Genomic DNA, 23916 nt, shown 5'->3' with positions numbered 1-23916 from the left:
GGATGCTGAAGCGCCTGAGCCCCGCCTTGACCGATACTCGCGGCAGCCCTCCCGCAGGCGCCGGTCCGCGGCATGGGAGCGGCACAGGAAACACACGATGAGACTGCTGCTGGTGGAGGACGATCTGGATCTGGGCAATGGCGTGCGCATCGCATTGGGCGATCACGCCATGGACGTGGTCTGGGTGCGCCGCCTGTCCGATGCGCTGCGCACGCTGGAGCAGCAAAGCTTCGAGATGGTGCTGCTGGACCTGGGCCTGCCCGATGGCGACGGCATCAGCCTGCTCACGCGCCTGCGCCGCGAATGGCGCCGCCTGCCCGTGCTGATCCTGAGCGCACGCGACAGCCTGCACGACCGGCTGCACGGCCTGGACAGCGGCGCCGATGACTATCTGGTCAAGCCCTTTGCCCTGGCCGAATTGGTGTCGCGCGTGCGCGCCCTGGCACGCCGCAGCTATGGGCAGGGCGACGGAACGCTGCATCTGCGCGGCCTGTCGCTGCACGAGCCCACGCGCCGTGTCAGCGTTGCAGGCCAGAACGTCGAGCTGTCCCGCTGCGAATTCGACCTGCTGGCCCTGCTGCTGCGGCGCATGGACCGCGTGGTCACGCGCAGTGGCATCGAGGAGGAAGTCATCCCGGGCGGCAGCGCCAACGGCAGCAATGCCCTGGAAGTGCATGTCTCCAACCTGCGCCGCAAGATCGGGCCGGGCTTCATACGCACGGTGCGCGGCATTGGCTATGTCATCGACTCGCAGCCGATGGCACCCTTGTCCTGACCATGACATCGCACACCCTGCAGGGGCAACAGGCCAGCCCGAGATGGCGCCGCTGGCTGCGGCCCACACTGGGCCGGCGGATGCTGCTGGCCCAGATGGGCGTGCTCACCGCGATCTGGACCGCGTTGCTGGTGGCAGCCATCTACATGGCCCACTTCCACAATGAATTGCTGGTCAGCAAGCCTGTCTACGAACTTGTCATGGCTGTGGCCGAGGACCTGGCCGACCTTCCGGACCGCCAGCAGCACAGCCTGGCCGCGCTGGACACGGCCCTGCGCCATGAGTACGGCGACGGAGACGACGACATCCGCTTCACGCCCACGCTGCTGGTCTGGCAGCGCGGCCAGCTCCTGTACCGCTCGCCCACGCCGGCACCCACCCTGCGCAACCGCGTGCTGGACACGGTCGAGGACATAGATTTCGAAGGGCAGACCTGGCGCATGAGCACGCTGCGCTCGGCCTCGGGCCAGACCGAAGTCACGCTGATGCTGCCGTCCTTCAAGGAACTGCTGATCACCCTCAACACCCGCAGCTACTACCTGCTACCGCTGCTGATCAGCCTGCCCTTCCTGGCCTTTCCGGCCTGGTGGTCGGTACGCGCGGCACTGCGCCCGCTGCGCCGCGTGGGCGACGAGCTGGCCACACGCGGCCCCGACGACCTCAGCGCGCTCACCTATGCGCCGCCACACGCCGAGCTGCGGCCGCTGGTGCAGGACATCAACGCCCTGCTGGCCCGCGTGCGCTCCAGCAGCGAGCGCGAGCGCAACCTCATCGCCGATGCAGCCCACGAACTGCGCACGCCGCTGGCCGCCATGCACGTCAATGTCGAGGCCCTGCTGCGCCTTGGCAGCGAACCGCGCCAGCAGGAACTCATGGACAGCCTGCTGCGCAGCAACCAGCGCGCCAGCCGCATGGTGGCCCAGCTGCTGCAGCTCATGCGCAGCGAGACCGAAGCGCCCGGCATGGCCATGCAGCCGCTGCGCCTGGACCTGCTGCTGGAAGACCGGCTCGCCGCACTCGACGCCCTGGCCCGCCGCCGCCCGGTGGAACTGGCCCTGGAAGCCAGCGAGCCACTGAGCGTGATGGGCGAACGCGAAGGCCTGGTCTCGCTGATCGACAACCTCGTGGACAACGCCATCAAATACAGCCCCGCGCACGCCACCATCAGCGTGCGCCTGCAGCGCCAGGGCGACCAGGCCGTGCTCCAGGTGCGCGACCGTGGCCCTGGCATTGCCGAGGCCTGGCGCCAGCGTGTCTTCGACCGCTTCTTCCGCGTGCCCGACCAGAGCCAGAGCGGCAGCGGCCTGGGCCTGGCCATCGCCAGGACCGTGACCGAGCGGCACGGCGGCAGCATCGAGCTGCTCAGTGCGGAGGATGGAGGGCTGCTGGCGAGTGTGAGCCTGCCCGTGCTGCAGGACGCCGGCTGATCCGGCCTGCGGATACCGCCAGCCGAAAACCTAGTGCTCAGCGCAACGGTTGGGACTGCAACAGCCCGGCCACCGCCTGCGCCGTGGCCTGTGCGGCCCCGCGGTGCTGGTCCAGGAAGCCGCGCGCCTGGGCCACGGCATTGGCGTGGGACTGGCGGTCCCCGGCCAGGTCCACGGCCAGGCGCAGCCCGTGCTCCAGGTCGGGCGCCCGCAGCGCGGCACCGGCTTCGCAGGCCAGGTCCGAGGCTTCGCTGAAGTTGAAGGTATGCGGCCCCAGCACCACGGGGCAGTCGCAGGCCAGGGCCTCGATGAGGTTCTGGCCGCCCAGCGGCGCAAAGCTGCCGCCCATGAGCGTGGCGTCGGCCAGGCCGTAGTACAGGGCCATCTCGCCCAGCGAATCACCCAGCCAGATGTCGATGTCATCCGCCGCAGCCCCGCAGGGCGGGCCACCCACCCACTGGCTGCGGCGCGAGACATGCAGGCCGCCGCCAGCCAGCAGCGCCGCCACTTCGTCAAAGCGCTGCGGATGGCGCGGCACGACCAGCCATTGCACGGCCCGGCCTGCCGGCCCCAGCGTGCGCAGGGCGGACAGCAGCATGGCCTCCTCGCCCTCGCGGCTGCTGGCCAACAGCACCACAGGGCGGGACAGGCCGGACTTCCATTGCCGGGCGCGCTCCAGCAGCGCAGCGTCCGGACGCGCATCGAATTTCAGGTTGCCGAGCACGCCGCGCACGGGCGCACCCAGCAGGCGCAGGCGCCGGGCATCGTCCTCGGTCTGCGCCCAGGCGGCGGCCAGGGCGGCATAGGTGGGCCGCGCCAGCGGCGCCACGCGCAGCGCCTGGCCCAGCGATTTGTCGCTGAGTCGCGCATTGGCCAGCGCCAGCGGCACGCCCTCTTCGCGGCAGATGGCGACCAGGTTGGGCCACACTTCGGTCTCCATGAGCACGCCGACCGCGGGCCGGAATTGCTGCACGAAGCGGCGCACGGCCGCTGGCGTATCCCAGGGCTGCCAGACCTGCAGGTCGCCGGGCTGCAGCAGCCGGCGGCCTTCGGTGCGGCCTGTGGCCGTGCCATGGGTCAGCAGCAGGCGCATGCCGGGCAGGCGCTCGCGCAGCGCGGTCAGCAAGATGGCGGCAGCGCGCGTCTCGCCCAGCGATACGGCATGAATCCAGATCCACCGGCCATGTCCGTCCTGCCCCAGCGTGGCCGGCTGGTAGCGGCCAAAGCGCTCGGGAATGTGCTCGGCATAGACGGGCTCGGCCTCGGCGCGGCGCAGCAGCTTGCGGCGCAGCAGCGGCTGCGCCGCCCAGGTCACGGCGCTGTACAGCGCGCGCGCCCAGGACGTGGGAGAGCGTGAAGTCATCGCCTTGCGCGCAAATCAGTGCGCGGCGCCGCCAACCTGCGCGCCGGGCTTGACGCGCTCCAGCAGCGCCAGCATCTGCGCCTCGATGCGCGACAGCGCCTCCTGGGTCTGGCCCTCGAAGCGCAGCACCAGCACGGGCGTGGTGTTGCTGGCGCGGATCAGGCCGAAGCCGTCGGCCCAGTCCACGCGCAGGCCGTCAATGGTGCTGACCTGGGCCGGTGCGGCAAAGGTCTCGGCGGCCAGGGCCTGCAGTTCGGCGGCCAGGCGATGGGGCTCGCCCTCGGCGCAGGCCACATTCAGTTCAGGGGTGGAAAAGCTGGTGGGCAACGCGTTGAGCAAGGCGCTGGGGTCGGCCTCGCGGCTGACGATCTCCAGCAGACGGCAGCCCGCGTAGGTGCCGTCATCGAAGCCATACCAGCGCTCCTTGAAGAAGATGTGGCCGCTCATCTCGCCGCCCAGCGGTGCGTCCAGCTCCTTCATGCGGGCCTTGACCAGGGAGTGGCCCGTCTTGAACATCACAGGCTCGCCCCCGGCCTCGCGGATGGCGGGCGCCAGGCGCTGCGTGCATTTCACGTCGTAGACGATGCTGCCGCCCGGCACGCGCGAGAGCACGTCCTTGGCGAACAGCATCATCTGGCGGTCGGGGAAGATGTTCTGGCCGTCCTTGGTGACGATGCCCAGGCGATCGCCGTCGCCGTCGAAGGCCAGGCCCAGCTCGGCGTCCGAGGTGCGCAGCGCCTCGATCACGTCGCGCAGGTTCTCGGGCTTGCTGGGGTCAGGATGGTGGTTGGGGAATTCACCGTCCACTTCGGAGAACAGCTCGATCACCTCGCAGCCCAGGGCGCGGAAGATGCCGGGCGCCGAGGCACCGGCCACGCCGTTGCCGCAGTCCACCACGATCTTGATGGGTCGCGCCAGCTTCACGTCGCCCACGATGCGCGCCTGGTAGTCGGCCTGCACATCGGCGCGGCGCACGCTGCCGGTGCCCGTGATCGTCCAGTCGTCGCTCTCGACACGGCGGCGCAGGGCCTGGATTTCCTCGCCGTAGATGGCGCGGCCGGCCAGCACCATCTTGAAGCCGTTGTAGTCCTTGGGGTTGTGGCTGCCCGTGACCTGGATGCCCGAGCGCGCCAGTGTGCTGGCCGCGTAGTACAGCATGGGCGTGGTGGCCAGGCCGATGTCGATCACCTCGATGCCGACCTCGGTCAGGCCGGCGATCAGCGCCGCGGACAGCGAGGGTCCCGACAGGCGGCCATCGCGTCCCACGGCCACCACGGTCTCGCCGGCCGCCAGGGCCGCCATGCCGAAGGCGCGGCCCACGCCAAGCGCGACCTCCTCGTTGAGCGTGGACGGCACGATGCCGCGGATGTCATAGGCTTTGAAGATGGAAGATGCGACCTGCACGTCGAAAACGCTTTCTCGTCGGTTGAAAACAGGGCGCCGCAGCCCGGAACCTGGCCCGGCTGCGGCCCAAGCCGCAATTGTAGGCGCGGCAGGCTTGTAGGCGCGGCAGGCAGGGGCGCCGGCGCACATCACCCCGGCCGCAAGCGGTTGCGGCGCGCGCCCTGCCTCACAGCTGCTGCTGCACCTGGGCGAGCGCGGCCGGATCTTCCATGGTGCTGAGGTCGCCCGGGTCGCGCCCCTCGGCCACGGCCTGCATGGCGCGGCGCAGCAGCTTGCCGCTGCGCGTCTTGGGCAGCGCACTGACGAAGACCACGCGCGAGGGCCGGGCCACGGCGCCCAGGCGTACATCGACCAGCTTCATCACATCGGCCTGCAGCGCCGCGCGCTCGGCCTCGCCCTCCAGCGCCGTCCGGGGCACGGCAAAGGCCAGCGCCACCTGGCCCTTGAGCGTATCGGCCACGCCGACCACGGCGACTTCGGCCACCTGGGGGTGGGCGGAAATGCATTCCTCGATCTCGCGCGTGCCCAGGCGGTGGCCGGCCACGTTGATCACGTCATCCGTGCGGCCCAGGATGAAGAAGTAGCCATCCTCGTCGCGTATGCCCCAGTCGAAGGTGCTGTAGACCATGCGGCCCGGAATGCTCTTCCAGTAGGTATTGACGAAGCGCTGATCGTCACGCCAGACGGTCTGCATGCAGCCCGGCGGCAGCGGCCCCTCGATGGCCAGCACGCCCTTTTGCCCGGCGCCGAGCAGTTCCTCGCCCGTGGCCTCGTCGATCAGTTTCACGTCATAGCCATAGACGGCCTTGCCGGGACTGCCGAAGCGCGTGGTCTGCTGCTCCACGCCGTTGCACAGCGTGAGGATGGGCCAGCCGGTCTCGGTCTGCCAGTAGTTGTCGATGATGGGCTTGCCCAGGGCCTGGCTGATCCACTGCGCCGTGGGCTCGTCCAGCGGCTCGCCGGCCAGCCACAGCGCCTTGAGGCTGGAGATATCGTGGCGGTGCAGGTACTCGGCATCGTGCTTCTTGAGCACACGGATGGCCGTGGGCGCCGAGAACATGTGGGTGACCCGGTACTTCTCCACGATGCTCCACCAGATGCCCGCGTCGGGGCGTATGGGCAGGCCCTCGTAGAGCACGGTGGCCATGCCTGCGATCAGCGGCGCATAGATGATGTAGCTGTGGCCCACAACCCAGCCGATGTCGCTGGTGCAGAAAAAAGTCTGCCCTGCCTCGGCCCCGAAGATCAGCGGCATGCTGGCGGCCAGCGCCACCGTGTAGCCGCCCGTATCGCGCTGCACGCCCTTGGGGCGCCCCGTGGTGCCGCTGGTGTAGAGCGTGTAGCTGGGGTCGGTGGATTCCACCCAGGTGCAGGCGACCTGGTCGTCGGCGTGCAGCGCACGCAGGCTGGCCCAGTCGTGGTCACGGCCGGCGCGCATGGGCGCAGGCGCCAGGCCACGGTCCACGATGAGCACGGCCGCTGGCTTGTGGCTGGCCAGCTGCAGCGCCTCGTCCAGCAAGGGCTTGTAGGCCACGACGCGCCCGCCGCGCGAGCCCGCGTCGGCACTGATGATGACCTTGGGCTCGGCATCGTCGATGCGCGAGGCCAGCGCCGCCGAGGCAAAGCCGCCGAACACCACCGAATGGATGGCACCCAGCCGCGCGCAGGCCAGCATGGCAAAGGCCGCCTCGGCAATCATGGGCATGTAGATCTGGACGCGGTCGCCCTTTTGCACGCCCAGCGACTGCAGCACGGCGGCCATGCGCTGTACCTCGGCATGCAGTTCGCGGTAGGTGTAGACCTTTTCCGTGCCGGTCTCGGTGGAGATGGCGATCAGCGCGTTCTGGTCGGCGCGCTCGGCCAGGTGCCGGTCCACGGCGTTGTGGCAGAGATTGGTCTGCCCCCCGACAAACCACCGTGCAAACGGCGGATTGTCGTAGTCGCAGATCCGCTGGGGCGGCACATGCCAGTCGATGCGGCGGGCCTGCTCGGCCCAAAAAGCGTCGCGCTCCTCGATGGAGCGGCGGTGGAAATCGTCGAAACGCGGGGCCATTGTCTGTCTCCTGTCGTTGTCATGGATTGGCGGCTTCTGAATTCATAATTATTCATAATGCGCTTGCCGAAAGCTGACAACTCCGCGCTGCGCGGGCAGACAGGCCCCTTCAAACTCAGAAGCTGTAGCGCAGGCCGACCGAGATCTCGCTGGAACTCAGCTTGGCGCGCATCTGCTCATCCTGCAGGCCACGGACATTGGTGAAGTTGTTGGCGCCGCTGTGGGTCTTGCCCATGCCCACATAGCGGTAGCCCAGGTCGATGCTGACCTTTTGAATCGGCGAGTAGCTGATGCCAAAGCCCAGCGCATAGGCCAGATTGTTCTGGGAATCGCTGAAGTACTGGCGATTCGGATTGCCTTGCCAGCCGCTGGACTGCAGGTGGGCCAGGCCCAGGCCCGCCGTGCCGTACACGGAGAACTGCGCGTTCAGGGGGAAATCCTTGTACGCATTGATCATCAGGCGCTGAGAACGGATGCTGTGGTGATTGAAGCTCGTGGGAAAGCGCGTGGAGCCGCTGGTGAATTCGTTGCTCCTGGGCAGGGTGTATTCGGCTTCCAGACGCCAGTCCGACGGGAGCTGATAACCCAGGGCCAGAGAGCCGCCTGTAGCGCGGCGGCTGTCGTCGCCAGGCACGAACTGCCCCAGGCCGGGGCGGGCGCTGGAGTCCATGTCGTGAGCCTTGTAGTTGGCGGAGTTGATGCGGACGGCGCCATAGAAATGGTCGGCAGCCAAAGCGCTGCCCGAGGCGGTCAGGATCAGGGCGGTGAAGGTCAGAACGTGCTTCATACAGTCTCTCTTGGGGGAATGCCGCCACTGTAGAAAAACGCCCTGCCCGCGCCTATTCGGCCGGCTACGCACGCAGCTCCGTAGAACTACGCGGTGCAGCGACAGCCCCCTCCCAAGAAGAGACAGATCACCATGAAAAAAGGCGCTCCAAAGAGCGCCCCAAGACGGCGGACCCAGGAACCCGTGCCTTACTTGACCAGGGCAAGCAGATCCTTGAAGGCCGGATGCTCGCAGCTGCGCAGCCACTCGAAGGCCACCATCTCCGTGGTCACCAGCTCGGCACCCGCGCCGGCCAGGCGGTCGAAGGCGGCATCGCGGTTGCGCTCGGTGCGCGAGCTGCAGGCGTCGGTGACGACCCAGACATCGAACTCATCTTCCAGCAGCTCCAGCGCCGTCTGCAGCAGGCAGACATGGGCTTCACAGCCGGCAATCACCACCATGCTGCGCTCGGGCGCCTGCTGCTGGGGCTTTTGCAGGTGCTTGGGCAGGCTGCGCGCATTGCCGCCCTGGGGTCGTGCAGGAGGACGCAGCCACTCGCCCAGGCCCTCGGCCACGGCGCTGAAATGCATCTTGGACAGGGTCCGGTCGCACAGCGCGCGCAGTTCGGCGTCGTTGGCGCCCAGGCGCGAGGGGTTCTGCTCGGTGCCGAAGACCGGCACGTCCACCAGCTGCGCCAGGCGCGCCAGCTTCACGGCATTGGCCAGAACTGCCGGTCCCTCGAAGATGGCCGGCATCAGGCGCTCCTGGTAATCGACGAGTACGAGCTGGGAGTCGGTGGCTTCAAGCAGCATGGCGGATCTTTCTTGGGAATATGGGGCGGCGCGGGCCGCCCTTCTTATAGAGGACAAAAGGGAAAGCTTTCCATTGTCGCAGCTTGCGTGCGCTCCCTGCCGCGCAGCCCGGATTCCTGAGGTAACTCAAAAACCCAGGCTTTCGGGGGTCTTATCGAATTTGTCCTACGTTTTTGCGTGGTAATCTCGCGCCCCATGTCCCGATGGCTTATTGCACTCCTGTTTGTCAGCGTCACGGCACACGCGGCTCCGCCCGAAATGCGTGACGACGATATGAACCAGCTGCTGGTCAACCGCAGCCTCATCTCGCAGCTGCGCGAAGCCCGCCATCACATGGCGGAACGCACTTCTGACTTCGTCAAGGAAGCACGACAAAGCGTCGCCGAAAAGACCTCCGATCTGGTCGTGACCGCCATGGGCTTCATCGGCGTTCCCTACCGCCGCGGCGGCAACAGTGCCGAGACCGGCTTCGACTGCAGCGGCTTCGTCCGCGCCATCTACTCCGAAACCCTGGGCAAGGTCCTGCCGCGCCGCGCTGACCAGCAGGCACAGGCCACGGAAAAAATCGACAAGAACGAACTCAAGCCCGGTGATCTGGTGTTCTTCAACACCATGCGCCGCACCTTCAGCCATGTCGGCATCTATGTCGGCGACGGCAACTTCATCCATGCACCGCGCACCGGTGCACAGGTTCGCGTGGAAAGCATGCAAAGCGCGTACTGGGCTCGCCGCTTCGATGGCGCCCGCCGCGTGCAGGACGCCGACGGCCTGGGCCTTGACGCCAGCAAGGCCGCTCTGGCCCTGCAGATGCAGGCAAGCCAGCTGCAGTGATCGCAGCGTCTTGTGCGCCAATCCACAAACGCCTGCACATGCAGGCGTTTTGTTTTTCAGGGCCCTGCCCTGGCTTCGTCCCAGGTTGAGATGCTGTCCGACAGGGCCGCCCGGTGCAGGGCCCTAGAGTCGCGGCATGGAAGCTTCAGTTCGGAGAAAAGCATGATGTCCTTGATTGGTACCCTCATCGTTGGCCTGGTCGTTGGCTTGCTGGCGCGGGCACTCAAACCCGGCGATGACAGCTTTGGCTGGATCATGACCATCCTGCTCGGCGTGGCAGGATCGTTTCTTGCCAGCTACGTCGGTGTCGCGATGGGTTGGTACGAGGCCGGGCAGCCGGCCGGCTGGATCGCCTCCATCGTGGGCGCCATCGTCATCCTCTTCATCTACAGTCTGGTGCGCAGCAAGAGCGCACGCTGACCACCCTGCGCGCCAGCCGCATCCGCCGGCTGGCGCATTTTCTTGATCGACATCTGCCCCGTCCTCACTGGCACGCATGATCTTTCGCACATCGGACAAAACCCCTCCCCCTCCACCACCGCGCCACGATGTGGAGCAAGCGGCCGAGAGCGCGCGCAAGTTGCTGCACCGGCGTGCGCTGGTCGGCGCAGCAGCCAGCAGCCTGCCCATTCCGGGCCTGGACTGGCTGGTGGATGCGGCACTGCTGGCGCGGTTGCTGCCACGCATCAACCGCGAATTCGGCCTTACACCCGAACAGTTGGACAAGCTGGAACCCGGCAAGCGCGAGCAGGTGCAAAAGGCCGTGGCCATGGTGGGCTCGGTGCTGATCGGCAAGCTGATCACGCGCGACATGGTGGTGCGCCTGGCGCGCGCGGCCGGCATGCGCATGACGGCCACGCAGGCCGCCAAATACGTGCCACTGGCAGGCCAGGCTGCAGCGGCAGCGCTGGGCTATGCCACGCTGCGCTATCTGGGCGAGCGGCATATCCAGGACTGCATTCGTGTGGTCGAGCATGCAGAACTCGACATTCCCTCGCGGCTGGATCGCACGGCGCGCAAGGTCGAGCAGACAGGTCAGCAATTGGAAAAGGCCAAAAAGGCCGACAGGACCGATAAGGACGGGCGCGACGCCGAGCCCGCCCCCGAGCCTTCCAGCAAGCGCCCGCGCTTCTGGCGCCAGCCCGATCGCGGCCCCTGGGGCCGCTCCCAGTAGACGGCTATCAGCCCAGGTCCGACGCCTGGTGGCGCTCGGGCACCTGGGTGGCTTCATCTCCCCAGGTACGATTCACGCGGCGGCCGCGCAGCACGGCCGGCCTTTGGGCAATCTGCCTGGCCCAGCGCATGACATGCGTGTATTCATGGGCTGACAGGAACTCGGCCGCGCCATACACCTCATTGAGCACCAGGGCCCCATACCAGGGCCAGATGGCGATATCGGCAATGCTGTAGTTCGCACCCGCAATGAACGGATGCAGGGCCAGCTGGCGATCGAGCACATCGAGCTGGCGCTTGGTCTCCATGGTGAAGCGGTTGATGGGGTACTCGAACTTCTCGGGCGCATAGGCATAGAAATGCCCGAAACCACCGCCAAGGTAAGGCGCCGATCCCATCTGCCAGAACAGCCAGTTCAGCGTCTCGGTGCGCGCAGCGGGCTCGGCAGGCAGCAGCGCACCAAACTTCTCGGCCAGGTACAGCAAGATGGAGCCTGACTCGAACACGCGCACCGGCGGCTCGACGCTGCGGTCCACCAGCGCCGGGATCTTGGAGTTGGGATTGACCTCGACAAAGCCGCTGGAGAACTGGTCTCCTTCGCTGATGCGGATCAGCCACGCGTCGTACTCCGCGCCGGCATGGCCCAGCGCCAGCAGCTCCTCCAGCATGATGGTGACCTTCACGCCGTTGGGCGTGGCCAGCGAATACAGCTGCAGCGGCTGCTGCCCCACCGGCAATGCCTTGTCATGGGTGGGACCGGCGACCGGGCGGTTGATGTTGGCAAAGGTGCCGCCCGAAGGCGCTGGCTGCCATACGGCGGGCGGGACATAGGTGGAGCTGTCGGTCATGCAGGGTTCCTGTGGTTCGCGGGCTGGGGAGAGGTGCCCGGCTGAGGGCGATTGTCCCGTCACCGGCGCGCTCTTGCCGGCGTGCGCGGAACGCCGCCACGGCGCCCGGGGATTTGCCACAATCGCGGCATGACTGCCGCACCCACCTCCGCCCGCCAGTTCTGGCTCATGAAGAACGAGCCAGACGAATTCTCCATAGACCACGCGCTGGCCGCGCCGCAGGCCACCATCGCCTGGGACGGTGTGCGCAACTACCAGGCGCGCAACTTCATGCGAGATGCCATGCAGGTGGGCGATGGGGTGCTGTATTGGCACTCCAGTTGCGCCGAGCCCGGCATCTACGGCATCGCCCGCATTGCAGGCAACCTGCGCGTCGATGCCTCGCAGTTCGACCCGCGCAGTCCCTACTACGACCCCAAGTCCTCGCCCGACAAGCCACGCTGGCTCACGCTGGACGTGCAGGCGCTGCGCAAGACACGCACGCTGCAGATCGCCGAGCTGCGCGAGCATCCCGAGCTTGCCGGCATGCGTGTACTGCAAAAGGGCAACCGCCTGTCGATCACGCCGGTCACGCCCGAGGAATGGGCCTTCATCGAAGGCCTGCTCCAACCCGCCTGAGCTGCCGACCCGCCCCGCCCCACCGCGGGCTGCTTTCTTACAAGCAAGAAGCTTCTCTCCTGCACGCCGGACCTGGACCGGCCGCTATGCTTTTGGGCATTTGCGAACCTGGATTTCGCATGCTGGAGGGAGAATCTTCGTGCGTTGGCGAAAAGCAAAAGCAAAAACACCCCCTGGAACACCCAAGAGCGGCATGGCCGCTGCGCCCGGCCGCCTGCGTCTGGCGCTTCGCGACGCCATCGCCGCCTCCCTGGGTGCGATGCTGGCCTGGGAGCTGTCCCACTACCTGCTCGGCCACCCCAAACCCGTCTTTGCCGCCGTCACCGCCCTGGTCTGCCTGGCGCCCGGCCTGCCCAGCCATCTCAAGCAGACCTGGGGCTTGGTGCTGGGCTGCGCCATCGGCATCATCGTCGGCGAACTGGCTTGGCTGCTGCCCGACACCATTCCGCTGCTGCGGCTGAGTCTGGCCTCGCTGGTCGCCCTGTCTCTGGCCGCCATGCTCGGACAGCCGCCGGTCGTCCCGATACAGGCGGGCGTCTCCGTCGTGCTGGTGCTGAGCATGGGGCCGAGCGCCGCGGGCGAGACCCGGCTGGTTGACGTACTGGTGGGCGCCGGTGTCGGCCTGATGTTCAGCCAGGTGATCTTCACGGCCAATCCGCTGCGCGCCGTGTCGCGCTCGGCAAGCGCCTTGCTGGGCCAGCTGGCCGAGGGGCTGGAAGCCACCCTGCGCGCCACTGCCACCCACGACACGCCCGATGCCACCGTCGCGCTGGGCCAGCTCACGCGCAGCAGCGATGCGCTGAGCGCACTGCGCGCAGCCATGGTGGAGGCGCAAAGCGCCAGCCGCTGGTCCCTGCGCGGCCGCCTGGGAGGCGCGGGGCTGCAGACCATCACCGGGCGCTATGACCGCCACGCCGTGCGCCTGTATGCCAGCGCGCTGCTGCTGGGCGAAAGCCTGGTGCGCGGCATGTCGCATGACAGTGGCCTCATGCCGCGCGCCATCGTGCTGCACTGTGAATGGCTGGTCGATGCCTGCCGCCAGCTATCCGCCAACGGCAACGTGGTGGCCCTGCAGCCCGATGACGCCCTGGCCCAACTGGCCGCATCCGCACCCCAGGCACCCGCCCAGCCGGTGCCCCAGGCCTGGCTGCCCGCGCTGGACCATGCGCAGCAGATGGAAGAAGCCCTGAAGGCGTTGATAGGCTCGCGCGACGCGTGATCAGACTGCAGCGCGCCCGCGCGGCGCTGCAGCCGCGCAGTTGATGCGCCCGATCGCGCCGGCCAGCCACCAGCCGATGGCGCACATGGCCGCCGTCACCACCCAGGTCCACTGCCATCCGCCCGCGTGCACGGCCACGGCCGCCACCAGAGGCGGGCCTGCAAACTGCCCCACGCTGGACCATTGCTGCATGAAACCCACCGTGGTCGATACCGTGGACTCATCGGGGGCCAGCCGCACTGCCATGGAAAACAGCGTGCCCGGAATCAGCCCGCCCGCCGCCGAAAACAACACCACCGCCACAAAGCGCAGCCACAACGGCGCCAGCGGTTGCCCCTGCCATTGCAGATAGGCCAGCAGCGCACACGCCGCCATGCAGCCAAAGCCCAGGCGCAAGGCGCGCGTGGCGCTCCAGCCGTCTTGGAGCAAACGGCCCGAGGCCACATTGCCCACCATGTTGGCCAGCGCCACCACGGCCGTCAGAGTGCCCGACAATGCGGCGCCCAGGCCAGCCTCGGCATAGACCGAGGGGAGAAAGCCGATGACGGCCATCCACTGCCCTGAATACACGGCAAAGGCCACAGCCACGCACCAGGGTCCGGGGCTGCGCAGGGTCAACGCCAGGCGAGGACGCCAGCCACCGCCCGCCACCGACGTGCCAAGGGGCACCGGCCTGTCTGCCGGCACGCCACACCAGACGGCGACCCATGCGAGTGCCGAAATCAGCCCCAACAGCAACCACCATGCGGGCCAAGATGCCCAGGCCATCACCCACGGCCCCAGCAGCAAGCCGATGGCACTGCCCAACGGCATATAGGTACCCCACCATCCCATGCGCGCGCTCAGATCGCGTGGCGCCACGCAGCGCCGGATCAGACCCGGCCCCGGCATGGCCACCAGCAAAAAGCCCAGTCCCTCCACGGCACGCAAGGCCAGCAGCGCTGCAAACCCCGTAGCGGTGGCGCCCAGGGCGCTGGCACCCGCCATCAGCAGCAGGCCTGCCAGCATGCTGCGCCGCAGCCCCCAGCGGTCTGTACCCAGACCCACCACCAGGCCCAGCGCCATGCCGGCCACCTGCACGGTGGACAGCAGAAAGCCGGCCTGCAGCAGGGACAGGCCCAATTGCTGCTGCAGCACCGGCACAGCCGGCGGCAGCTTGCCTACATGCAGAGCCGCGCTGACGCCGGCCGCCACGATGATCCATGAGGGATGCACCCCCTGCTTCGTTGTTTTCACTGGATGCTGTCTCCCGGGGGCGTATGCCATGCGCCCTGTAGCTGATGTGTGAAGTATCGAAAGCATAGGCCAAGCGGCGCCTGCAAACAGCACTCTTCTTACCCGCCGACCCGTCTGTATGGAGGCACACTGAAGGCCTGGATCAACTCCCGAGGCCTTGCGCATGCGCTCATCACTAGATTTCAGCTCCTGGTCTTCGCTGCTGTCCACGGTAATGGGCCTGCTGCTGGTCACCTGCCTGATGATGGGCATTCGCCTGCTGTTCATGCAGACCGTGCAAAAGCGGCGCGAGCGTGAGAACCGCCAGATCAATGAACGCCTGAAGTCGCTTATCGCCGCCTACAAGACGCTGGGCGGCTCTTTCACGGGCACGCTGCATGTGAATCCCCTGCACCTGCGCGATCTGCGCAGGCCCGCCGCCGACGATGCCGATGCCGCTGCACCACCGGCTTTTGGTAGCGAGCGCCAACGGCGCATTCGCGATGCGGTCGAAGCCGCGCTGTCCGATGTCATCTTGCTCGGGACGCAGGACCAAGTGCGCATGGCCGCCCAGGCGGCCCAGGACATGGTGGCAGGCCAGCCTGTCGAGACTGCGGCACTCGTCACTTCGCTGCGCGCCTTCATCCGCGAAGCGCTGGATCTGGAGCCGATCCCCGACAGCCTGCGCGTTCCCAACCAGGGCCCCACGCGTCCGGGCGGCACGGCGGGCGGGGCGCGCAAAGGTGGCGCGGAATCCGGCGCTTCGAGCAAGGGCGGTGGTGGCGGCGGGGGTGGTGCAGGAATGGGCGCCGCAGGCATGGGCGGCCTGGGCATGGGAGCAGGCCTTGGCGCCGGCGTTCACCATGGAGACGATGGCACGCCCCCACCATGAACACCTGCCGTGCCGGGTCGAACCGCAAGCCACTGGGACGCCGGCCCGCTTGCCGGGCGAACCTGACACTCGCCAGAAACAGCCAAGCCTGCGAGGTACCAGATGGCACCTCGCAGGCCTTGCATGCCGGGCAGCAGCCGCCTGCTTGCCCGTCCTCCCCCACCAATTCCTGTCAGACCATCACCACATCACAGCCGCAGCTTGGCCGTTGCCAGCAGCAAACCAAACCCCACCAACATGCCGCCAAAGGCCCTGTCTATCCAATGCCGCACGGCCAGCAACCGTGCACGCACCCGCTGGGCCGAAAAGCACAGCGCCACGATGCAGAACCACGCCACATGGGCCAGCGAGATGAATCCGCCATATGCCAGCTGCGTGGCCAGCGGCGTGTCCTGTCCCACGATCTGCAAGAACAGGCTGACCACGAACACCGTGGTCTTGGGATTGAGCGCATTCGTCAGGAAGCCCATGCGCAGTGCCGCCATGTCGGAGAGCGCGGCCACGGGCTGGCCGGGCAAATCGCCCTCCGGGCGGCTGCGCAGCATGGTCACGCCCAGATAGATCAGATAGGCTGCACCCAGCAGCTTGACCACGTCGAACAACCAGGTGGATTGCTGCATGAGCAGTCCGACCCCGAGCAAGGTATAGCCGACATGGACCAGCACCCCCAGGCCAATGCCCAGCGCCGTGAGCAGGCCCGCGCGGCGCGAGCGCAGCAGGCTGTTGCGTGTGACCATGGCGAAATCCGCCCCTGGGCTGATGACGGCCAGCAGGGTAATGGTGACTACAGCTATCCATTCGGTCATCGGTTATCCATTCGATTCAATGCAACGCGCCGGATAGTATTGGCCTTCCATGAAAATACATAACGATGTTTTCTGACACAGTTGGTGAACTCAACTCACATACCCCGAGCAAGCGGCTGCCGTCGCTGCAGGCCTTGCGCTGCTTCGAAGCGGCCGCCCGGCGGGAGAACTTCAGCAAGGCGGCAGAAGAGTTGCACCTGACCCATGGCGCCATCAGCCGGGCCGTGCGCCTGTTGGAGGACGATCTGGGCGTGACCCTGTTTGACCGCCGCAGCCGCCGCGTCTTCCTGACCGAGGCGGGCCGCCACCTGGCCCAGGCCGTGCACGAAGGCCTGGAGCGCATGCGCCAGGCCACGCAGGAGTTGCGCTCGCGCGCGCAGCAGGCGCGCCGCTGGGTGCTGTCCTGCGAGCCAACCTTGCTCATGCGCTGGCTGATCCCGCGCTGGCCGCAGTTCCAGGAACAACACCCGGAGTTGCAGCTGCACCTGATGGCGGGCGGCGGGCCTTTCTCTTTCGCGGACGGCATCGATCTGGCCATACGACGCGATGACTTCTCTCCGCCAGCGGGCTGTCATGCCGAGACCCTGTTTGCCGAGCGCATAGGCCCGGTCTGCCGGCCCGAACGGCTGGCGCAGTGGTGCACGCGCTCCGACGAGGGGCATGCCACCGGGCTGCGCCCGGAGGCACCCTTGCTGCAAAGCCGCACCCGCCCGGGGGCCTGGTCCACATGGGCAGAGCACAGCGGCCAGCCGCCGCCGTCGGGATCCCAGCTGCAGTTCGACCATTTCTATTTCAGCCTGCAGGCCGCCGTGGCAGGCATGGGACTGGCCATCGGACCCTGGCAACTGGTGCGCGACGACGTCGCCAACGGCGTGCTGGCAGCGCCCATGGGCTTTGTCGAGGACGGTTCGCGCTACTGCCTGCTGTCCCCCGCTCCGCCCACGCCAGATGGTGTGCACGACCAATTGCTGCAGTGGCTGCGCGCCCAGGCCTGAACAGCTCTGTCCCCTTTGCCGTGCCTGTGTCTGGACCGGTGTTCGGACTGATGTCTGTGTCCTTGTCTGCATCTCCCAAAGCAGAAAGGCAGCCGAAGCTGCCTTTCTGTTCTTGCCGGGCCTGAACGCCCGGCCTTGCGCTTACTTGCGCTGCGGCGGCAGGTCCGTGCAGGAGCCGTGCGCCACCTCGGCCGCCATGCCCAGGCTTTCGCCCAGCGTGGGGTGGGGATGGATGGTCTTGCCGATGTCCACGGCGTCGGCACCCATTTCGATGGCCAGCGCAATCTCGCCGATCATGTCGCCCGCATGCGTGCCGACGATGCCGCCACCCAGGATGCGGCCATGGCCGTGCGCCTCGGGGCTGTCGTCGAACAGCAGCTTGGTGACGCCTTCGTCGCGGCCATTGGCAATGGCGCGGCCCGAAGCCGTCCAGGGGAACACACCCTTCTTGACCTTGATGCCCTGGGCCTTGGCCTGGTCCTCGGTCAGGCCCACCCACGCCACTTCCGGGTCGGTGTAGGCCACGCTGGGGATCACGCGGGCGTTGAAGGCGCTGGCAGCCAGCTCCTTGTTGCCCTGCAGTTCACCGGCGATGACTTCGGCGGCCACATGGGCCTCGTGCACAGCCTTGTGCGCCAGCATGGGCTGGCCCACCACGTCGCCGATGGCGAAGATGTGGGGCACATTGGTGCGCATCTGGATATCGACTTCGATGAAGCCGCGGTCCGTGACGGCCACGCCGGCCTTCTCGGCAGCGATCTTCTTGCCGTTGGGTGTGCGGCCCACGGCCTGCAGCACCAGGTCGTAGACCTGGGGCTCGGGCACGGTGATGCCGTCCTTGGCAGGCGCAAAGCTGACCTTGATGCCTTCGGGCGTGGCTTCGGCACCCACGGTCTTGGTGTTGACCATGATGTTGTCGAAGCGCGGCGCGTTCATCTTCTGCCAGACCTTGACCAGGTCGCGGTCGGCGCCCTGCATGAGGCCGTCCATCATCTCCACCACGTCCAGGCGTGCGCCCAGCGTGGAGTAGACGGTGCCCATTTCCAGGCCGATGATGCCGCCGCCCAGGATCAGCATGCGTTTGGGCACGCTGGCCAGGTCCAGCGCGCCGGTGGAGTCCACCACGCGCGGGTCCTTGGGCATGAAGGGCAGGTGCACGGCCTGGCTGCCGGCGGCAATGATGGCGCGCTTGAACTGCACGATCTTCTTGCTGCCGGTCTTTTCCTGGCCGTCGCCCGTGGTCTCTTCCACTTCCAGGTGGTTGGCGCCGACGAAGTTGCCGTAGCCGCGCACCACGGTGACCTTGCGCATCTTGGCCATCTGGCCCAGGCCGCCGGTCAGCTTGCCGATGACCTTGTCCTTGTGTCCGCGCAGCTGGTCGATGTTGACCTCGGGCGCGCCGAACTTGACGCCGGCCACCTCCAGGTGCTTGACCTCGTCCACCACGGCGGCCACGTGCAGCAGCGCCTTGGACGGGATGCAGCCCACGTTCAGGCAGACGCCGCCCAGGCTCTTGTAGCGCTCGACGATGACCACATTCAGGCCCAGATCGGCCGCACGGAAGGCTGCCGAGTAGCCGCCAGGACCGCCGCCGAGCACGACCACGTCGCAGTCGTAATCGGCCGCGCCACCGGCGTAGCTGGCTGCGGCCGGAGCGGGAGCCGATGCTGCGGGCGCTGCAGCGGCAGGCGCTGGAGCCGCCGCTGCAGGGGCCGGTGCTGCCGCCTGGGGTGCGGCGGCCGCCTCGCCAGCGGCCTCCAGCGTCAGGATCAGGCCGCCTTCGGCGATCTTGTCGCCGATCTTGACCTTGAGTTCCTTGACCACGCCGGCATGGCTGGAGGGGATCTCCATGGAGGCCTTGTCGGACTCCACGGTGATCAGGGACTGGTCCTTGGCGACGGTGTCACCGGGCTGGACCAGCAGTTCGATCACGCCCACTTCGGCGAAGTCGCCGATGTCGGGCACCTTGATGTCGATGATTGCCATGTGTCGGGCCTCCGTTTACAGCAGGATGCGGCGGTAGTCCGCCAGCACTTGGCCCAGGAAGGCATTGAAGCGCGCGGCCGAGGCACCGTCGATGACGCGGTGGTCATAGGACAGCGACAGCGGCAGCGTCAGGCGCGGCACGAATTGCTTGCCATCCCACACCGGCTTCATCTGGCCCTTGGACAAGCCGAGGATGGCCACTTCAGGGGCGTTGATGATGGGGGTGAAGTTCGTGCCACCGATGCCGCCCAGCGACGAGATCGAGAAGCAGCCGCCCTGCATGTCGGCAGCGCCGAGCTTGCCGTCGCGGGCCTTCTTGGCCAGCTCGCCCATTTCCTGACTGATCTGCAGGATGCCCTTCTTGTCGGCATCGCGCAGCACGGGGACCACCAGGCCGTTGGGCGTGTCGGCCGCAAAGCCAACGTGGAAGTACTGCTTGTAGACCAGGGTGTCGCCGTCCAGCGAGGCATTGAACTCGGGGAACTTCTTGAGCGCCGCAACCACCGCCTTGATCACGAAGGCCAGCATGGTCACCTTGACGCCGCTCTTCTCGTTCTCCTTGTTGGTGGAGACACGGAAGGCTTCCAGGTCGGTGATGTCGGCCTCGTCATTGTTGGTGACGTGCGGGATCATGACCCAGTTGCGCGACAGGTTGGCGCCGCTGATCTTCTTGATGCGCGACAGGTCCTTGCGCTCGACCGGGCCGAACTTGGCGAAGTCCACCTTGGGCCAGGGCAGCAGGTCCAGACCTGCGCCGCCGCCGGAGCCACCCTTGGGAGCGGTCGCGGCCTGGGCCTTGGTCTGTACGGCACCCGCCATGACGGACTTGGTGAAAGCCTGGATGTCGTCGGCCGTGATGCGGCCCTTGTTGCCCGAGCCCTTGACCTCGTCCAGCGGCACACCCAGCTCGCGGGCGAACTTGCGTACCGAGGGCGATGCATGGGGCAGCTTGCCCGTGGGCGCCACGGTGGGGTTGTGCGCAGGCGCAGCGGCGGGAGCCGATGCTGCAGCGGCAGCCACCGGAGCTGCAGCGGCCGGGGCAGCAGTTGCCGGTGCAGGGGCAGCAGTTGCCGGTGCAGGGGCTGCAGCAGCAGGTGCCGGGGCCGCAGCCTGGGCTGCAGGCGCGGCAGCGCCCTGCACGCTCATCTGGCCGACCACGTCGCCCACGTTGACCGTGTCACCGATCTTGAGCGTCAGCGCCGTGATGGTGCCGGCCGCTGGCGACGGGATTTCCATCGAGGCCTTGTCGGATTCGACGGTGAACAGCGATTGCTCGGCCGTCACGCTGTCACCAACCTTGACCAGCATCTCGATCACGGCCACGTCCTTGAAGTCGCCAATGTCGGGAATCTTGATGTCGATCTGCGTGGCGGCGCCCGAGGCCGCAGGCGCGGCAGCGGGAGCAGCGGCCGGTGCAGGCGCAGCCACCGGGGCTGGGGCTGCAGCGGCGGGGGCCGGTGCGGCGGCTGCAGGTGCCGGGGCAGCGGCTTCCGCCGACTCGACCACGGCAATGATGCTGCCCTGCTTGACCTTGTCGCCCATGTTGACGCGCAGCTCCTTGAGCACGCCAGCGTGGCTGGAGGGGATCTCCATGGAGGCCTTGTCGGACTCCACTGTGATCAGCGATTGCTCGGCCTTGATCTGATCGCCGGCCTTGACCAGCACTTCGATCACAGCAACTTCGTCGAAATCACCGATATCGGGGACTTGAATTTCTACCAATGCCATATGTGTCTCCCGTTCTTACTCAAGCGTGCAGCGGGTTGATCTTGTCGGCCTTGATGCCGTACTTGGCGATCGCTTCGGCCACGGTGGTGGCGTTGATCTTGCCTTCTTCGGCCAGCGCGCGCAGTGCGGCAACCACGATGTAGTGGCGATCCACTTCGAAGTGCTCGCGCAGCTTGCGGCGGAAGTCCGAGCGGCCGAAGCCGTCGGTGCCCAGCACCTTGTAGGTGCGGCCCTTGGGCATGTAGGGGCGGATCTGCTCGGCGTAGGCCTTCATGTAGTCGGTGGATGCGATCACCGGGCCATTGTGCGACTGCAGCTGCTGCGTGACGAAGGGCACCTTCTGGGTGTCCAGCGGATGCAGCAGGTTCCAGCGGTCGGCGTCCTGGCCGTCGCGGGTGAGCTCGTTGAAGCTCGGGCAGCTCCACACGTCGGCGGCAATGCCCCAGTCGGCCAGCAGCAGTTCCTGGGCGAAGAAGGATTCGCGCAGGATGGTGCCCGAACCCAGCAGTTGCACGCGCAGGCCGCTTTCCGGCACCTTCTGGCCGGGCTTGCACAGGTACATGCCCTTGATGATCTGCTGCTCGGTGCCGGGCGTGAGGCCGGGCATGGCGTAGTTCTCGTTGAGCAGCGTGATGTAGTAGAAGACGTTTTCCTGGTTCTGCACCATGCGGCGCAGGCCGTCCTGCATGATCACGGCGACTTCGTGGGCGAAGGTCGGGTCGTAGCTCACGCAGTTGGGAATGGTGTTGGCCAGGATGTGGCTGTGGCCGTCTTCGTGCTGCAGGCCTTCGCCGTTCAGCGTGGTGCGGCCCGAAGTGCCGCCCAGCAGGAAGCCGCGCGCCTGCATGTCGCCGGCCGCCCAGGCCAGGTCACCGATGCGCTGGAAGCCAAACATCGAGTAGTACACGTAGAACGGGATCATGATCCGGTTGCTCGTGCTGTAGCTCGTGGCTGCCGCGATCCAGCTGCTCATGCCGCCGGCTTCGTTGATGCCTTCCTGCAGGATCTGGCCGGCCTTGTCCTCGCGGTAGTACATCACCTGGTCCTTGTCGACCGGGGTGTACTGCTGTCCAGCGGGGTTGTAGATGCCGATCTGGCGGAACAGGCCTTCCATGCCGAAGGTACGGGCCTCGTCCACCAGGATGGGCACGACGCGCGGGCCGATTTCCTTGTCGCGCAGCAGCTGCGTGAGGAAGCGCACATAGGCCTGGGTGGTCGAGATCTCACGGCCTTCGGGCGTGGCTTCAAGGATGGCCTTGAAGGTATCCAGCGCAGGCGCCGTGAATTGCTCGCTAGCCTTCACGCGGCGGTGCGGCAGGTAGCCGCCCAGGGCCTTGCGGCGCTCGTGCAGGTAGCGCATTTCCGGAGTGTCGTCGGCCGGCTTGTAGAAAGGCAGGTCGGCGATCTGGCTGTCGGGAATGGGAATGTTGAAACGGTCGCGGAAGGCCTTGATGTCCTCGTCGCCCAGCTTCTTGGTCTGGTGAACGGTGTTCTTGCCTTCACCGATCTTGCCCATGCCGAAGCCCTTGACGGTCTTGACCAGCAGCACGGTGGGTTGGCCCTTGTGCGAATTGGCAGCGTGGAAGGCTGCGTAGACCTTCTGCGAATCGTGGCCGCCGCGGCGCAGGTTCCAGATCTCGTCGTCGCTCATATGCTCGACCATCTTCAGCGCGCGCGGGTCGCGGCCGAAGAAGTTCTTGCGCACGTAGGCGCCGTCATTGGCCTTGAACGACTGGTAGTCGCCGTCGTTGCACTCGGCCATGATCTTCTTGAGCACGCCGTCCTTGTCCTTGGCCAGCAGCTCGTCCCAGCCCTTGCCCCACAGCAGCTTGATGACGTTCCAGCCGGAGCCGCGGAACTCGCCTTCGAGTTCCTGGATGATCTTGCCGTTGCCGCGCACCGGGCCGTCCAGGCGCTGCAGGTTGCAGTTGATCACGAAGATCAGGTTGTCCAGCTTTTCGCGCGCGGCCAGCGAGATCGCGCCCAGCGACTCGACCTCGTCCATTTCGCCGTCGCCGCAGAACACCCAGACCTTGCGGCTTTCGGTGTCGGCAATGCCACGGGCATGCAGGTACTTGAGGAAGCGCGCCTGGTAGATGGCCATCAGCGGGCCCAGGCCCATGGACACCGTGGGGAACTGCCAGAACTCGGGCATCAGCTTGGGGTGCGGGTAGCTGGACAGGCCCTTGCCGTCCACTTCCTGGCGGAAGTTCAGCAGCTGCTCTTCGGAAATGCGGCCTTCCAGGTAGGCGCGGGCATAGATGCCGGGCGAGACGTGGCCCTGGATGTACAGGCAGTCGCCGCCGTGGTTCTCGTTTTCGGCGTGCCAGAAATGGTTGAAGCCGGCCGCGAACATGTTGGCCAGCGAAGCGAAGGAGCCGATGTGGCCGCCCAGGTCACCGCCTTCGGGCGGGTGCAGGCGGTTGGCCTTGACCACCATGGCCATGGCATTCCAGCGCATGTAGGCGCGCAGACGGCCTTCGATTTCCAGGTTGCCGGGACAGCGGGCTTCCTGCGAGGTCTCGATGGTGTTCACATAGCCGGTGTTGGCCGAGAAAGGCATGTCCACGCTGTTCTGGCGTGCGTGTTCGAGCAGGTCCTCGATCAGCTTGTGCGCGTATTCGGCGCCTTCACGGTCGATGACGGCCGACAGGGCGTCCATCCATTCGCGCGATTCTTGTTGGTCCAGGCCGGCGGGAACGCCTGCATTGCCTTGCGGGTCAGTCTGAGCTGTCATGGGAATGTCTCCTTGCAGAAGGTAGCGTCTTGGGGTCGAACCAGTGAGCGGCGCAGCGCGCCAACGCAGGCGGGTAGTTCACCACGCCTTGCGCGGCACAGACCCTGTCTGGCGAACTTGAAAATACCGATTCACTGCCTCAATGCTCGGCGAGTGTCGCATACTTTTTTCGAATTTCAAATGGTGCTTTTTGATTTCATAATTTGAAATTTTGCTGCAAACGCACATACAGTGAAGACCCCAAAGAACGTCGCCGAAGCGCCTCGGC

Annotated in this window: 20 protein-coding genes; 9 read left to right on the top strand and 11 right to left on the bottom strand. The window is 66.8% G+C overall.

Annotated elements, in window-relative coordinates:
* Positions 1 to 97 precede the first annotated feature (97 nt).
* Positions 98 to 775, top strand: coding sequence for a response regulator (locus DA1_RS13465; RefSeq protein ID WP_013802240.1), 678 nt, complete (start codon positions 98 to 100; stop codon positions 773 to 775).
* 2 nt (positions 776 to 777) lie between these two features.
* Positions 778 to 2202 (top strand): sensor histidine kinase, encoded by a 1425-nt coding sequence (locus DA1_RS13460; protein ID WP_034394160.1) that lies wholly within the window; start codon positions 778 to 780, stop codon positions 2200 to 2202.
* Between the two features lie 37 nt (positions 2203 to 2239).
* Here DA1_RS13460 and DA1_RS13455 read toward each other — a convergent pair whose 3' ends face one another.
* The 5 genes from DA1_RS13455 to DA1_RS13435 all read right to left on the bottom strand — a co-directional run bounded on the left by DA1_RS13455 (position 2240) and on the right by DA1_RS13435 (position 8600).
* Complete coding sequence (locus DA1_RS13455) at positions 2240 to 3565, bottom strand: 3-deoxy-D-manno-octulosonic acid transferase (protein ID WP_034394161.1); 1326 nt, start codon at positions 3563 to 3565, stop codon at positions 2240 to 2242.
* A gap of 15 nt (positions 3566 to 3580) precedes the next feature.
* Positions 3581 to 4969: a phosphomannomutase/phosphoglucomutase gene (locus DA1_RS13450; protein WP_013802235.1), complete on the bottom strand. Its 1389-nt coding sequence runs from the start codon at positions 4967 to 4969 to the stop codon at positions 3581 to 3583.
* A gap of 166 nt (positions 4970 to 5135) precedes the next feature.
* Positions 5136 to 7022 (bottom strand): propionate--CoA ligase, encoded by a 1887-nt coding sequence (locus DA1_RS13445; protein ID WP_034394165.1) that lies wholly within the window; start codon positions 7020 to 7022, stop codon positions 5136 to 5138.
* A gap of 115 nt (positions 7023 to 7137) precedes the next feature.
* Positions 7138 to 7809 carry an outer membrane protein gene (locus tag DA1_RS13440; protein ID WP_034394167.1) on the bottom strand — a complete coding sequence of 224 codons (672 nt, stop codon included), beginning with the start codon at positions 7807 to 7809 and terminating at the stop codon, positions 7138 to 7140.
* A 188-nt stretch (positions 7810 to 7997) separates the two neighbouring features.
* Positions 7998 to 8600 (bottom strand): isochorismatase family protein, encoded by a 603-nt coding sequence (locus DA1_RS13435; protein WP_012205792.1) that lies wholly within the window; start codon positions 8598 to 8600, stop codon positions 7998 to 8000.
* 195 nt (positions 8601 to 8795) lie between these two features.
* Here DA1_RS13435 and DA1_RS13430 point away from each other — a divergent pair, with 195 nt between their 5' ends.
* The 3 genes from DA1_RS13430 to DA1_RS13420 all read left to right on the top strand — a co-directional run bounded on the left by DA1_RS13430 (position 8796) and on the right by DA1_RS13420 (position 10605).
* Entirely contained in the window at positions 8796 to 9431 is a 636-nt protein-coding gene (locus tag DA1_RS13430; RefSeq protein WP_012205793.1) for a C40 family peptidase, read from the top strand.
* 162 nt (positions 9432 to 9593) lie between these two features.
* Positions 9594 to 9851, top strand: coding sequence for a GlsB/YeaQ/YmgE family stress response membrane protein (locus DA1_RS13425; RefSeq protein WP_034398643.1), 258 nt, complete (start codon positions 9594 to 9596; stop codon positions 9849 to 9851).
* A 76-nt stretch (positions 9852 to 9927) separates the two neighbouring features.
* Complete coding sequence (locus tag DA1_RS13420) at positions 9928 to 10605, top strand: hypothetical protein (RefSeq protein ID WP_034394169.1); 678 nt, start codon at positions 9928 to 9930, stop codon at positions 10603 to 10605.
* A gap of 7 nt (positions 10606 to 10612) precedes the next feature.
* Here DA1_RS13420 and yghU read toward each other — a convergent pair whose 3' ends face one another.
* On the bottom strand, positions 10613 to 11452 hold the full coding sequence (gene yghU / locus DA1_RS13415) for a glutathione-dependent disulfide-bond oxidoreductase (protein ID WP_034394172.1): 840 nt from the start codon (positions 11450 to 11452) through the stop codon (positions 10613 to 10615).
* Positions 11453 to 11581: 129 nt separating this feature from the next.
* Between yghU and DA1_RS13410 the strand changes: the two genes are divergently transcribed.
* Together DA1_RS13410 and DA1_RS13405 are read left to right on the top strand one after the other, a co-directional pair.
* A complete protein-coding gene (locus DA1_RS13410) occupies positions 11582 to 12070 on the top strand; it encodes an EVE domain-containing protein (RefSeq protein ID WP_034394174.1) in 489 nt (162 codons plus the stop codon).
* A gap of 193 nt (positions 12071 to 12263) precedes the next feature.
* Complete coding sequence (locus DA1_RS13405) at positions 12264 to 13289, top strand: FUSC family protein (RefSeq protein ID WP_012205798.1); 1026 nt, start codon at positions 12264 to 12266, stop codon at positions 13287 to 13289.
* Here DA1_RS13405 and DA1_RS13400 read toward each other — a convergent pair whose 3' ends face one another.
* Positions 13290 to 14555 (bottom strand): MFS transporter, encoded by a 1266-nt coding sequence (locus DA1_RS13400; RefSeq protein ID WP_174549390.1) that lies wholly within the window; start codon positions 14553 to 14555, stop codon positions 13290 to 13292.
* A 133-nt stretch (positions 14556 to 14688) separates the two neighbouring features.
* Here DA1_RS13400 and DA1_RS13395 point away from each other — a divergent pair, with 133 nt between their 5' ends.
* Positions 14689 to 15396 (top strand): hypothetical protein, encoded by a 708-nt coding sequence (locus tag DA1_RS13395; protein ID WP_034394180.1) that lies wholly within the window; start codon positions 14689 to 14691, stop codon positions 15394 to 15396.
* 188 nt (positions 15397 to 15584) lie between these two features.
* Here DA1_RS13395 and DA1_RS13390 read toward each other — a convergent pair whose 3' ends face one another.
* Positions 15585 to 16202: a LysE family translocator gene (locus tag DA1_RS13390; RefSeq protein WP_034394183.1), complete on the bottom strand. Its 618-nt coding sequence runs from the start codon at positions 16200 to 16202 to the stop codon at positions 15585 to 15587.
* A 65-nt stretch (positions 16203 to 16267) separates the two neighbouring features.
* Between DA1_RS13390 and DA1_RS13385 the strand changes: the two genes are divergently transcribed.
* The gene (locus tag DA1_RS13385) at positions 16268 to 17197 is read left to right on the top strand and encodes a LysR family transcriptional regulator (protein WP_034394186.1); all 930 of its coding nucleotides are present in this window, start codon (positions 16268 to 16270) and stop codon (positions 17195 to 17197) included.
* Positions 17198 to 17338: 141 nt separating this feature from the next.
* On the opposite strand, the gene lpdA is transcribed toward DA1_RS13385, so the two are convergent.
* The 3 genes from lpdA to aceE are packed head-to-tail and all read right to left on the bottom strand — an operon-like array spanning position 17339 to position 23648.
* Positions 17339 to 19183, bottom strand: a complete 1845-nt coding sequence (lpdA, locus tag DA1_RS13380) for a dihydrolipoyl dehydrogenase (RefSeq protein ID WP_034394189.1) — start codon at positions 19181 to 19183, stop codon at positions 17339 to 17341.
* 15 nt (positions 19184 to 19198) lie between these two features.
* The gene (gene aceF, locus DA1_RS13375; protein ID WP_034394191.1) at positions 19199 to 20911 is read right to left on the bottom strand and encodes a dihydrolipoyllysine-residue acetyltransferase; all 1713 of its coding nucleotides are present in this window, start codon (positions 20909 to 20911) and stop codon (positions 19199 to 19201) included.
* Positions 20912 to 20930: 19 nt separating this feature from the next.
* Positions 20931 to 23648, bottom strand: coding sequence for a pyruvate dehydrogenase (acetyl-transferring), homodimeric type (aceE, locus tag DA1_RS13370; RefSeq protein WP_013802222.1), 2718 nt, complete (start codon positions 23646 to 23648; stop codon positions 20931 to 20933).
* Between the last annotated feature and the right edge of the window lie 268 nt (positions 23649 to 23916).

It is taken from the genome of Delftia acidovorans NBRC 14950, assembly GCF_001598795.1.
Lineage (GTDB): Bacteria > Pseudomonadota > Gammaproteobacteria > Burkholderiales > Burkholderiaceae_C > Comamonas > Comamonas acidovorans.
This window is presented reverse-complemented; position numbering and strand designations above follow the sequence as displayed.

Bases quoted from the DNA above. Each gene is read 5' to 3' on its own strand.
- DA1_RS13465 (WP_013802240.1), top strand. From the start codon at position 98: ATGAGACTGCTGCTGGTGGAGGACGATCTGGATCTGGGCAATGGCGTG.
- DA1_RS13460 (WP_034394160.1), top strand. From the start codon at position 778: ATGACATCGCACACCCTGCAGGGGCAACAGGCCAGCCCGAGATGGCGC.
- DA1_RS13455 (WP_034394161.1), bottom strand. From the start codon at position 3,565: ATGACTTCACGCTCTCCCACGTCCTGGGCGCGCGCGCTGTACAGCGCC.
- DA1_RS13445 (WP_034394165.1), bottom strand. From the start codon at position 7,022: ATGGCCCCGCGTTTCGACGATTTCCACCGCCGCTCCATCGAGGAGCGC.
- DA1_RS13440 (WP_034394167.1), bottom strand. From the start codon at position 7,809: ATGAAGCACGTTCTGACCTTCACCGCCCTGATCCTGACCGCCTCGGGC.
- DA1_RS13435 (WP_012205792.1), bottom strand. From the start codon at position 8,600: ATGCTGCTTGAAGCCACCGACTCCCAGCTCGTACTCGTCGATTACCAG.
- DA1_RS13430 (WP_012205793.1), top strand. From the start codon at position 8,796: ATGTCCCGATGGCTTATTGCACTCCTGTTTGTCAGCGTCACGGCACAC.
- DA1_RS13425 (WP_034398643.1), top strand. From the start codon at position 9,594: ATGATGTCCTTGATTGGTACCCTCATCGTTGGCCTGGTCGTTGGCTTG.
- DA1_RS13420 (WP_034394169.1), top strand. From the start codon at position 9,928: ATGATCTTTCGCACATCGGACAAAACCCCTCCCCCTCCACCACCGCGC.
- yghU (WP_034394172.1), bottom strand. From the start codon at position 11,452: ATGACCGACAGCTCCACCTATGTCCCGCCCGCCGTATGGCAGCCAGCG.
- DA1_RS13410 (WP_034394174.1), top strand. From the start codon at position 11,582: ATGACTGCCGCACCCACCTCCGCCCGCCAGTTCTGGCTCATGAAGAAC.
- DA1_RS13405 (WP_012205798.1), top strand. From the start codon at position 12,264: ATGGCCGCTGCGCCCGGCCGCCTGCGTCTGGCGCTTCGCGACGCCATC.
- DA1_RS13400 (WP_174549390.1), bottom strand. From the start codon at position 14,555: ATGGCATACGCCCCCGGGAGACAGCATCCAGTGAAAACAACGAAGCAG.
- DA1_RS13395 (WP_034394180.1), top strand. From the start codon at position 14,689: ATGCGCTCATCACTAGATTTCAGCTCCTGGTCTTCGCTGCTGTCCACG.
- DA1_RS13390 (WP_034394183.1), bottom strand. From the start codon at position 16,202: ATGACCGAATGGATAGCTGTAGTCACCATTACCCTGCTGGCCGTCATC.
- DA1_RS13385 (WP_034394186.1), top strand. From the start codon at position 16,268: ATGTTTTCTGACACAGTTGGTGAACTCAACTCACATACCCCGAGCAAG.
- lpdA (WP_034394189.1), bottom strand. From the start codon at position 19,183: ATGGCAATCATCGACATCAAGGTGCCCGACATCGGCGACTTCGCCGAA.
- aceF (WP_034394191.1), bottom strand. From the start codon at position 20,911: ATGGCATTGGTAGAAATTCAAGTCCCCGATATCGGTGATTTCGACGAA.
- aceE (WP_013802222.1), bottom strand. From the start codon at position 23,648: ATGACAGCTCAGACTGACCCGCAAGGCAATGCAGGCGTTCCCGCCGGC.